The organism is Mucilaginibacter sp. (assembly GCF_028288105.1).
In the GTDB taxonomy this organism is placed as follows: Bacteria; Bacteroidota; Bacteroidia; order Sphingobacteriales; family Sphingobacteriaceae; genus Mucilaginibacter.
Genome location: NZ_JAQBOI010000211.1, coordinates 1 through 9,190, shown reverse-complemented (window position 1 = coordinate 9,190; position 9,190 = coordinate 1). Strand labels below are relative to the sequence as shown.

The window sequence follows — 9,190 nt, the reverse complement described above, 5'->3', positions numbered from 1 at the left end:
TATAATAGCGAAGGGCGTTTTATGGGCTATGTTGGCTCATGTACAGATGTTACCGAAAAAACTATAACCGATATTAAACTGCAACTTAAAAATGATGAATTGAACGATCAAATAAAGCAGTTTGAATTTGTAACCGATTTTATGCCGGTACAATTATGGACGGCCAAAACAACAGGTGAACTTGATTATGTAAATAAGCAAACCATTAACTTTTTTGGTTTATCTAAGGAGGATCTAATAGGCGAAAAGTGGCTGGACTATATACATCCCGAGGATCAGTCGGGCTGTATTATTGCCTGGGCAGGGGCATTACAGTCTGGTAATATTTATCAGTGTGAGTTTAGGTTACGCGATAAGAATGGTAATTATAAATGGCACCTTGCCCGTGCCTTGCCTTTTATAAACGATGGTGAAATTGTAAAATGGTTTGGCACCACTACAGATATTGATGAGCAAAAGCAGATGCAACGTCAAAAGGATGATTTTTTGGGCATCGCCAGTCATGAGTTAAAAACCCCGGTAACCAGCATAAAAGCTTATGCGCAGGTGCTTGGCGCCATGCTAAGCCGCGAGGGTGAAGAGAAAAAAGCCGCGATGGTAATGAAAATGGATGCGCAGCTAAACCGCCTCACCAATTTAATTGGCGACTTGTTAGACGTAACCAAGATAAACTCTGGCAGGATATTATTTAATAAAGTTTGGTTTGATTTTAACCAGGCTGTACAAGAAACCATACAAGATTTACAAGCTACTACACACAAGCACATCCTGGTAATGGATTTTAAAGATACGGGCAAAATATATTCTGATAAAGAACGGATTGGGCAGGTAATAACCAACCTGGTAACAAACGCTATCAAATACTCCCCGCATTCTAACCGTATTATCATCAGTACAGGGCGGGAAGGCAACATAGTTACATTATGTGTGGAAGATTTCGGCATCGGCATTCCCGATGATAAGAAGGAAAAAGTGTTTGAGCAGTTTTATAGGGTAAGTGGCAGCAAGCAGCATACTTTTCCCGGTTTGGGGCTTGGGTTATACATTTCAAATGAGATAATACGCCGCGAGGGCGGTAAAATGTGGGTAAACAGTACGGAAGGAAAGGGGTCTACTTTTTGCTTTTCGTTACCTGTGACTGAAACAGTAACAGAGGTGAAATAATTATTTAATAATAATTTAAACCTGCCCGTCGTTCTGCACTCAAACTATACAATACCATGATCCAAAGACCGAAAAAAATAATGATAGCCGATGACGATCCCGGTATTGTGGACGCTGTAGAAATGCTGCTCGAATTTGAGGGCTACACAGTAACCACTACCGTTGACGGATCTACTGTGTTGGATATGAAAGATGAACTACCCGACCTGCTTTTGCTTGATATATGGATGAGCGGCGAGGATGGCCGCGATATTTGCCGCAAGCTAAAAGCTACAACTGCTACTAAAAATATCCCTATAATAATGGTATCTGCCAGCCGCGATATTGCAGACTCGGCAATGGAAGCCGGTGCTGACGACTTCCTGGCCAAGCCATTTGAAATGAATGTGCTTTTGAAAAAAATTGAAAGATTAACCCACTAACAGGCAATTAAGCTTGCACCTCCCCGTCAGGAAGTTTTGGGGCCTGATTAACTTTGCTCTTATCCTCTGCACGCCATGGTTCGTAATTTAAACCGGGTGTAAGCCAGTACAGCAAGGCCACCCTTGAATAACGATAATTAAACGGCGATAGCAAAAATATAACCCCCATTAATACCGCCACATATACCCAGGGCGAATTTGAGCCCGTTAATATATGCAGGCCTACCGCAAATGTTACCATTTCGGCAACGTTAAAGGCATAGCTTACAAACATCGCCACATACCAGTATCCTGGTTCACGTTCGTAATGCAGGCCGCAATGCGAGCAACGTTCGTGCATTTTTTGTCCGCCAAAACTATAAGTAGGGGTAGAGTAAATATCTCCCCTTCGGCAACGGGGGCATTTAGCTTTTATAAAAGCTTCTAAAACGGGTACATAACCCTCCTGTTTTATATTATTTTGTGTCATTGCGCTATCGGATTTTTTCTGAATTCCTCGGGTGTTATCCCGGTATATTTTTTAAAGAATTTTGTAAAGTAGGAGTTGTCGGCAAAGTTTAGTTTACCGGCAATTTCGGTAATGTTTAAATCAAGGTTCACCAGCAGGCGTTTGGCTTCCAGTATAATACGATTGCGTATTACCTCACCGGCAGATATCCCCAGCATATCATTACATAAAGCATTTAAATGGTTTGGGGTAATGTATAGCAGGGCGGCATAATCCTTTGGTAACTTTAAATTGGTGAAGTTTTTATCTGTTAATTTTCTAAAGCTTTGCAGCAGTGTATAATTATAAGTTGGCACAGTGATTTGGTTGCTTTGTTCACTTTGCCTCGCCACTAAAATAAATAGTTGCAGCATAAGAGTGCGTATCATATCCATCCCCATGCGGCCATGTTCGTGGCTTTCGTTTATCAATTGCTCAAATAAGCCTATAACCTGTTGCTGAACATCGGCTGCCAGATCAATCACCTCATCATCTAAACTCCCGGTAAAAAACGGCATACCCTCCAAATAATCGGGCCTCAACAAAAACGACTGGAAAAACTCCCCCGAAAAGTTGATGATATAACCATCAACCAGGCCTTCAAAATTCCAGCGGTGTACTTGCCCGGGCGCCATAAAATATATTTGGTAAGGCTTAACCGGGAAACTTTTAAAATCGATGGAATGATTGCCCGCGCCCTCAGTAAAAAGCACTACATGGTAAAAGGTATGCTTATGCGGCAGGCTAAGGTTTTGATGTTTTTGCAGATAGGGCGCAAAACGGCTAATGAGCAGGTCGCTGTGCTGATGATCAGCCAGGGAACAAATATCATAAACCGGGAACGCCTTTTTCATGCATCAAAGATACTTAACAATAACCTATTGCAATGGTGTTGAATGTTGTTGTTGTGGTACTTTTTACTGATGGATTTACTTTAACCACAGAGGGCACAGAGATTTTTCACAGAGATTCACAGTGCTGTATTCTTTGTGTTCCCTGTGTTTTTCACTCTGTGCCCTCTGTGGTAAAGTGCGTTGACTTCAACGAGAATTCGAAGGAATATCCCTGTGTTCTTTGTGGTTAAAAAACTAAAGTTTAATTTCACCCCATGCAAAAACCCGATAGCCTTATTTTTGATATGGATGGTACCCTGTGGGATGCCGTTGACACCTACGCCCACTCATGGAATGTTGTTTTTACCGATCTGGGGATAGATAAAACCATTACACGTGATGTTTTGGCAGGCATGGTAGGGATGGAAGGCAAAAAGGTTATCGAGATTTTAATGCCCGAGTTTGAGCACGATAAACGCGTTGAAATTTATGGCCTGGTTAACGGCAGGCGACACAACCTGATAAAAGAAAAAGGTGGTGTTTTGTACGATGGTGTAAAAGATGGCCTGAAATTATTGGCAGAGAAATACCCGCTATTTATACTCAGTAATTGTGCTAAAGGCATTATACGCCAGTTTATTGATTGGGCAGGTATTGATGACCTGATAAAGGATGAGCTGGCGCACGGCGTTAATTTTATGCCCAAAAACCATAACATAAAACTGCTAATAGATAAGCACGGACTTAAAAACCCGGTTTATGTTGGCGATACCGCAGGCGATGGCGAGCAAAGCCGTTTAGCAGGCATACCGTTTGTATTTGTAAGTTATGGCTTTGGCGAAACCGAAGATTATGATTTGAAATTTGATGATTTTAATTCGCTGGTGAACTATTTTGTAAACTTATAAGCTGAATACGTTAGTTTTACGTATAAATTTTAACATCATGAAAGGACGTGTTTTAACAATTATATTTTTGGTACTGGCCGTTGTGATTGTAGGGGTGGTATACTACCGCTATTATTTTGTTTTTGGCGAAGGTACAAAAGCCGGCACCATGAACTATTTTGTTAAAAAGGGGTACATGTTTAAAACCTACGAGGGCCGGTTGATACAAAGCGGGATCCGCAGCCAAACGCAGGGTAACATTTCATCAAACGAATTTATGTTTTCGGTAACCGACCCCAAGGTGGCCGATAAGCTTAACCATAGCGCAGGTGCTATGCTGGAGCTGCATTATAAAGAATACCTCCATACGCTGCCATGGCGTGGGGTAAGTAATTTTGTGGTAGATAGCGTAATGTCGGTTATTCCGGTATCGCCTACGGCACCGTAAATTATTGTAAGCATCTATAACGGATAAGTATATATAGCCAATAGATTCTTCGGCTATTGCTATCCATGATGATTTGTTAGCAAATTGCGTGAAGTGTTCACGTTCACAGCCGTGAACGCCATTGTGAACGCATAAACAATTGATAATAAGGTGTTTAAAAATAGGCCACTGACAAAACAACGTCACCATTAAATCCAAAACCGCCACAAGTAAAATAGACTATAATATAGTCTGTCACGCTGCACAGCTCCTTAAAAATATGTCATTGCACCTTCAAAGGCTTTACAAATTTTAAAACTCAGGATGACAAAAAAGGAAATTAAAACAACGGATCTGCTTTGCCCGAATTTTGGGTAAGGATCTTACTTAGGTTATACTGCCTTTCCGCTTCGTCATCACCTTTTATCAGGCCTTTGTTAAACAGGCCCTCCAATACATCACGCGTTTGTTGCTGGTGGGTAGCTTTATCCGTTTGCGGTTCAAATTCATCCATTTTTGCGGCAACTTCGGGTGCGGTGGCATATTCCAGCTGGGCTAAAGCGTATACTACATTATCCTGTAACGAAGCGCCTGCATCGTACTTATGTGGTACGTGCAGGGGCTTATAATTTTTTAGAAAATCCTGATCAGGGCTATCCATTATGCTTCTTGTTTAGTAGAATCGCGCAGGGCTTTTATGGCATCGTGCGCTATTTTTAAACCATTCATGTGGTTGTTAAGCAGGCCTACTACTTTCTCATCTTCCCAAATCAGTTCCTTGTCATCTAATGCTTTGCGATAAGCATTTTTGGCAACATCCTCACCGCGTTCACAGTCGGATAGTACCGAATGGCTGTCATTTTTGGTAAAAGCTGATTTTACATCCATCCAGGCATGGTAAAACTTACCTGAAAGGGTGGTGCCATCGGTAGGCGAGCCACCAAGTAGGTGAATGTAGTCGTTTAGTTCGTTAACATAAGCTTTGCTTTGGTCTATATAACCTTCAAAAACAGTTTTCAAAGCCCGGTCTTCGGTGCTTTCAACCGCTTTTTCGTAGCCTGCAATGCGGTCGTTATTTATCTTGATCAGATCGTTTAATGCATCGATCTGGTGTTGTACATGTTGTAAAGTTCCCATAATAGTAGATGTTTGTATCTACTAAACATGATGTTTAAATTAAATGTTTTAAGTTAATGGAAAATAAAGGAAAGCCTCACCTAAATCCTCTCCAAAGGAGAGGACTTTGAAATTTTTAGAACCCTCTCCTTTGGAGAGGGCAGGGCGAGGCTTCATATACCTAACTATACAACTCCTGTTCCTCCGTATAATACGTCTTCCGCGAACCTTCTTTAACCAGTATTTCGGCACCTTTGGGGCTGGTCTTTTTCCTGGAGTTGTGGATCAGCATAAAATCACGTACTTCACCGGCAATAATATCCGGGTTTGATTTGATAATTTGCTTTTCGGCATCTTTCAAAACAGAGTGAATGGATTTAACCAGATCTTTCACTTTATCATCGGGTATTTTATTACTTGCCGAAAAGGGTGATATCCCTGCATCCCAAAGTATCTCATCAGCATAAGCGTTACCAATGCCACGAATTATTTTCTGATCCAGCAAAACGGTTTTAACATTGGTTTTTGTTTTGCCCAGCTTCTGTTTCAGGTAATCTAAACCTGCATCAGGTGATAGCGCGTCCGGCGAATCTTTTGCTTCGGGGTTTAAAGTAGGGGTGGCTATCCCCTGGAAATCGGTAAGCACCAGGCCGGTATCATCCGTAAATATCAATTCAATAATTGGGTATTTGTTATCGTTTTTCCCTTCAAATAAAAACAGCTTACCATGCAGCATTAAATGCAGGCCAAGTACATCGCCCTTGCTAAATTTAAGAAACAGCTCTTTGCCGTCGCGGTAAACCGAAGACAGTTTTTGACCTTGCAGGGTGCTTTGCAATTCTGTATGTGTTACGTTTAATTTCGGCGCTTTGTGCACATTAACTTCTTTAACCGTTTTACCGGCTAATTTTTTATCAAGGTTGTGGCTGAAGACTTGCAGGTCGGGTAATTCTGGCATGGTGCTTGGTATTATTTGTTTACGAAATTAAGCTTGATGATAGATAAAACAATAGTCTTTATTAAAAGTTGTCAACCAAAGCCAACTTTCTAACGTATTGTTTATAGGCTTCATTAAAATAATTATCAATGCCATTTATAGCAGCAGTTTCTAAGATAGATCTTCCCGATAAAGTTGACCAGCAAGCCGTAAAAGAACAGGCCCGAGCTATGTTCTTTGTAGATTTCCCGCAGGTTGACAGATTGATACAGGCCTTTGATAATACAGGCATAGTAACCCGTAATTTTGTTAAACCACTAAGCTACTATGCCAAAACTACAACCTTTAAGCAACGCAACGACGAGTATATTAAGCTGGCGCTGCAATACTCGGTTGAGGCAGCAGAGGCGGTTATAGCAAAGGCAGATATTAATAAAGAAGATATCACCGACATAATATTTCTGTCTACTACCGGGCTGGCAACACCCAGCATAGATGCGCTTATTATCAATCAAATGCAGCTGAACCCGCAGATTAATCGTACACCTGTTTGGGGTTTGGGTTGTGCAGGTGGGGTATCTGGTATGGCTAAGGCTAATATGGCAGCAAAGGCTAACCCGGATGCGGTAGTGTTGTTAGTAGCGGTAGAGCTTTGCTCGCTCACACTTATAAAAAGCGATTACAGTAAGAGTAATTTTATTGGGTCGAGTTTGTTCTCGGATGGGGTAGCGGCTTGTATTGTGAAAGGGGATAACCACTCGCAACCTAAACCACAAATAACTTTTAAGGCAACCAGCAGTAAATTGTATTATGATTCGCTTGAGGTAATGGGCTGGGATTTTAGCGAGGACGGCTTTAAGGTGGTTTTCTCTAAAGATATCCCTACGTTTATACACCAAAACATTAATAAGGATATTGAGGATTTTTTGGCAAAGCATGATTTGCAACTCGGCGATATCAAGAATTTTATTTTTCACCCCGGTGGGACAAAAGTGTTGGATGCTTATACCGATGCCTTACAAATTGAAGAAGATTTTTTAAAGAATACCCGCGAAGTAATGAACGATAACGGTAATATGAGCAGCGTTACGGTTTTATATGTGCTGGAAAAATTTATAGCCACCGGTTTTGAGGATGGGTATGGGTTAATGCTGGCCATGGGCCCCGGCTTTAGCAGCGAGATGGTATTACTTGATATGAAAAACTAAACCGATGATATTTACCATATTTATCACTTTTCTTATTATTCAACGCCTGGCCGAGCTTTACGTGTCATCTAAAAACGAAAAGTGGCTGCTTAAAAATGGCGCCATTGAATATGGTAAAGAACATTATCCATTTATAGTTGCGTTGCACACGTTATTCATTATTTCACTTATTGTAGAATATGTTTTGCGAGATGATGTTACGGTTAACTTTACGCTCATTGTATTGTTTTTTGTGCTGATAGTTATCAAGGTCATCGTGATATCCACCCTGGGCCATTATTGGAATACCAAAATTTACAAAGTGCCTGGTACCCGCCCGTTTGCTACTGGTATTTATAAGTATATAAAGCACCCTAATTACATTATTGTTATCTGCGAGATAGCTATCATTCCTTTGGCCTTTGGACTGTATTATACTGCTGTAGTGTTTACCTTACTTAACGCCATAATGCTTACCGTGCGCATCAAAAAAGAGAACGAAGTTTTGGCGATGTGATAATTTGCCCGATTTGCTTTAGCTTAGCTTTGTAAATCAACCTTATGCCAAACCAATACCAAGCCCTGTTTGCCCATTCTTTCGATACCTTTAAAGTATTTGATAACCTTACTTTAGGCGAAATAAGCAATACGCCGACAAACTCCCCCAAAACTATCTGGCAGATATTAAATCATTTGATTGCGTGGCAAAACTATCAGCTTACACAGCTAAAAGATATCCAACAGCATATTGAGCTGAATGAGGAAGCAACCTGGATAGACGACCAAAATCCGTCAGGTCAACAGGAGTTGAATAATGCCCTTGCTATCTTTAAAGATCAGCATCAGCAGTTAGCAGAAGAGATAACAGCATTTGATAGCAATGACCTATCCATCAATCAAAAACTAAAAATAGTTCAGGACCTTTCCGTGCATTTATCCTTCCACGTAGGCGAGGCTATTTTAATGCGACGGATGGCTGGAACCTATCCTTTACCACACCAGATGAAAGATTTTTTAAAGTAACTACAGGGGAAAAATAATCGATACGTTTGTAACAAAACAACCTCATAACTATCAAAAACAAACAAACTAAGAACATAATGAAACTAAAACTATTAACAGCAGTAGCTGCAATCGTTGCATTATCTGCCTTTACAATTGTATCAACATCAGAAAAAGACCTGGTTGGATCATGGAAAATTGACGACGCGAATGTAAATAAAGTTGTAAAAGCGGTGATTGACAAAGCCGTTGAAGCCAACCCCGCCGTTGAAGACCAGATCAACGCGCAAAAAGAAATGATAGTAGGTATTGTAAAAGGCGTAAGGCTAAACATCAAAGCTGACCATACTTACGAAACCGTTTCTACGCAAGGCAACAAAGCCGGCAAATGGACGCTATCTGCCGATGGGAAAGCGATTGACTTTACCAAAGAGGATGGATCGGTGCGTAAGGACGTTGTATTAGAATCATCAGCAACACGCCTTAAAGTTATTAACGGTGATATGAAAGATACCGTACTTTACGTTCACCCATAACTGCAACCTATCATAAAAAGCCCTGCTGATAATATCGGCAGGGCTTTGTACTTTAAGGAGCGATATTAATTATCGTTGCCCCAATAGTGGCGCAAACTTGGTTTCGTAAGCTTTCAATTGTGCTTCCAGCTTACTGTTAAGCGCTGTTTGGTGGGCGGTTTTTGTATATTCTGCCATGCCGTTTAACACCTG

General features: G+C 41.0%; 13 protein-coding genes. 8 read left to right on the top strand and 5 right to left on the bottom strand.

Annotated features, from left to right (window positions below; all coding sequences use genetic code 11):
• Both JWQ85_RS14340 and JWQ85_RS14335 read left to right on the top strand, forming a co-directional pair.
• A partial coding sequence (locus tag JWQ85_RS14340) for a PAS domain-containing sensor histidine kinase (RefSeq protein WP_299469109.1) occupies nucleotides 1-1,164 on the top strand: 1,164 nt, incomplete at its 5' end.
• A 56-nt stretch (nucleotides 1,165-1,220) separates the two neighbouring features.
• On the top strand, nucleotides 1,221-1,586 hold the full coding sequence (locus JWQ85_RS14335) for a response regulator (RefSeq protein ID WP_299469107.1): 366 nt from the start codon (nucleotides 1,221-1,223) through the stop codon (nucleotides 1,584-1,586).
• A gap of 7 nt (nucleotides 1,587-1,593) precedes the next feature.
• Here the strand turns inward: JWQ85_RS14335 and JWQ85_RS14330 are convergent, their stop codons facing one another.
• A complete protein-coding gene (locus JWQ85_RS14330; protein ID WP_299469105.1) occupies nucleotides 1,594-2,055 on the bottom strand; it encodes a DUF983 domain-containing protein in 462 nt (153 codons plus the stop codon).
• The gene (locus tag JWQ85_RS14325; protein WP_299469104.1) at nucleotides 2,052-2,927 is read right to left on the bottom strand and encodes an AraC family transcriptional regulator; all 876 of its coding nucleotides are present in this window, start codon (nucleotides 2,925-2,927) and stop codon (nucleotides 2,052-2,054) included. Before JWQ85_RS14325 ends, JWQ85_RS14330 begins: the two co-directional genes overlap by 4 nt.
• Nucleotides 2,928-3,181: 254 nt before the next feature.
• On the opposite strand from JWQ85_RS14325, the gene JWQ85_RS14320 reads away from it, so the two are divergent.
• Both JWQ85_RS14320 and JWQ85_RS14315 read left to right on the top strand, forming a co-directional pair.
• Nucleotides 3,182-3,814 carry an HAD family hydrolase gene (locus tag JWQ85_RS14320; protein WP_299469102.1) on the top strand — a complete coding sequence of 211 codons (633 nt, stop codon included), beginning with the start codon at nucleotides 3,182-3,184 and terminating at the stop codon, nucleotides 3,812-3,814.
• 37 nt (nucleotides 3,815-3,851) lie between these two features.
• The gene (locus JWQ85_RS14315) at nucleotides 3,852-4,241 is read left to right on the top strand and encodes a hypothetical protein (RefSeq protein WP_299469099.1); all 390 of its coding nucleotides are present in this window, start codon (nucleotides 3,852-3,854) and stop codon (nucleotides 4,239-4,241) included.
• Nucleotides 4,242-4,560: 319 nt separating this feature from the next.
• On the opposite strand, the gene JWQ85_RS14310 is transcribed toward JWQ85_RS14315, so the two are convergent.
• From JWQ85_RS14310 to JWQ85_RS14300, 3 genes are all read right to left on the bottom strand, one after another.
• Nucleotides 4,561-4,881, bottom strand: coding sequence for a hypothetical protein (locus tag JWQ85_RS14310; protein WP_299469097.1), 321 nt, complete (start codon nucleotides 4,879-4,881; stop codon nucleotides 4,561-4,563).
• Complete coding sequence (locus JWQ85_RS14305; protein WP_299469095.1) at nucleotides 4,881-5,357, bottom strand: PA2169 family four-helix-bundle protein; 477 nt, start codon at nucleotides 5,355-5,357, stop codon at nucleotides 4,881-4,883. The genes JWQ85_RS14310 and JWQ85_RS14305 overlap by 1 nt, the downstream gene beginning before the upstream one ends.
• Before the next feature lie 160 nt (nucleotides 5,358-5,517).
• Nucleotides 5,518-6,294, bottom strand: a complete 777-nt coding sequence (locus JWQ85_RS14300; protein WP_299469093.1) for a DNA-formamidopyrimidine glycosylase family protein — start codon at nucleotides 6,292-6,294, stop codon at nucleotides 5,518-5,520.
• A gap of 128 nt (nucleotides 6,295-6,422) precedes the next feature.
• Here JWQ85_RS14300 and JWQ85_RS14295 point away from each other — a divergent pair, with 128 nt between their 5' ends.
• From JWQ85_RS14295 to JWQ85_RS14280, 4 genes are all read left to right on the top strand, one after another.
• Nucleotides 6,423-7,481 (top strand): 3-oxoacyl-[acyl-carrier-protein] synthase III C-terminal domain-containing protein, encoded by a 1,059-nt coding sequence (locus JWQ85_RS14295; protein ID WP_299469091.1) that lies wholly within the window; start codon nucleotides 6,423-6,425, stop codon nucleotides 7,479-7,481.
• Between the two features lie 4 nt (nucleotides 7,482-7,485).
• A complete protein-coding gene (locus tag JWQ85_RS14290) occupies nucleotides 7,486-7,977 on the top strand; it encodes an isoprenylcysteine carboxylmethyltransferase family protein (RefSeq protein ID WP_299469089.1) in 492 nt (163 codons plus the stop codon).
• Between the two features lie 44 nt (nucleotides 7,978-8,021).
• On the top strand, nucleotides 8,022-8,483 hold the full coding sequence (locus tag JWQ85_RS14285) for a DinB family protein (RefSeq protein ID WP_299469087.1): 462 nt from the start codon (nucleotides 8,022-8,024) through the stop codon (nucleotides 8,481-8,483).
• Nucleotides 8,484-8,560: 77 nt separating this feature from the next.
• Nucleotides 8,561-8,998: a DUF4923 family protein gene (locus JWQ85_RS14280; RefSeq protein ID WP_299469084.1), complete on the top strand. Its 438-nt coding sequence runs from the start codon at nucleotides 8,561-8,563 to the stop codon at nucleotides 8,996-8,998.
• The last annotated feature ends 192 nt before the right edge of the window (nucleotides 8,999-9,190 follow it).

Excerpts from the sequence above, each read along its gene's own strand:
- JWQ85_RS14310 (WP_299469097.1), bottom strand. The coding sequence starts at position 4,881 with ATGGATAGCCCTGATCAGGATTTTCTAAAAAATTATAAGCCCCTGCAC.
- JWQ85_RS14305 (WP_299469095.1), bottom strand. The coding sequence starts at position 5,357 with ATGGGAACTTTACAACATGTACAACACCAGATCGATGCATTAAACGAT.
- JWQ85_RS14300 (WP_299469093.1), bottom strand. The coding sequence starts at position 6,294 with ATGCCAGAATTACCCGACCTGCAAGTCTTCAGCCACAACCTTGATAAA.
- JWQ85_RS14335 (WP_299469107.1), top strand. The coding sequence starts at position 1,221 with ATGATCCAAAGACCGAAAAAAATAATGATAGCCGATGACGATCCCGGT.
- JWQ85_RS14280 (WP_299469084.1), top strand. The coding sequence starts at position 8,561 with ATGAAACTAAAACTATTAACAGCAGTAGCTGCAATCGTTGCATTATCT.
- JWQ85_RS14290 (WP_299469089.1), top strand. The coding sequence starts at position 7,486 with ATGATATTTACCATATTTATCACTTTTCTTATTATTCAACGCCTGGCC.
- JWQ85_RS14325 (WP_299469104.1), bottom strand. The coding sequence starts at position 2,927 with ATGAAAAAGGCGTTCCCGGTTTATGATATTTGTTCCCTGGCTGATCAT.
- JWQ85_RS14285 (WP_299469087.1), top strand. The coding sequence starts at position 8,022 with ATGCCAAACCAATACCAAGCCCTGTTTGCCCATTCTTTCGATACCTTT.
- JWQ85_RS14320 (WP_299469102.1), top strand. The coding sequence starts at position 3,182 with ATGCAAAAACCCGATAGCCTTATTTTTGATATGGATGGTACCCTGTGG.
- JWQ85_RS14315 (WP_299469099.1), top strand. The coding sequence starts at position 3,852 with ATGAAAGGACGTGTTTTAACAATTATATTTTTGGTACTGGCCGTTGTG.
- JWQ85_RS14295 (WP_299469091.1), top strand. The coding sequence starts at position 6,423 with ATGCCATTTATAGCAGCAGTTTCTAAGATAGATCTTCCCGATAAAGTT.
- JWQ85_RS14330 (WP_299469105.1), bottom strand. The coding sequence starts at position 2,055 with ATGACACAAAATAATATAAAACAGGAGGGTTATGTACCCGTTTTAGAA.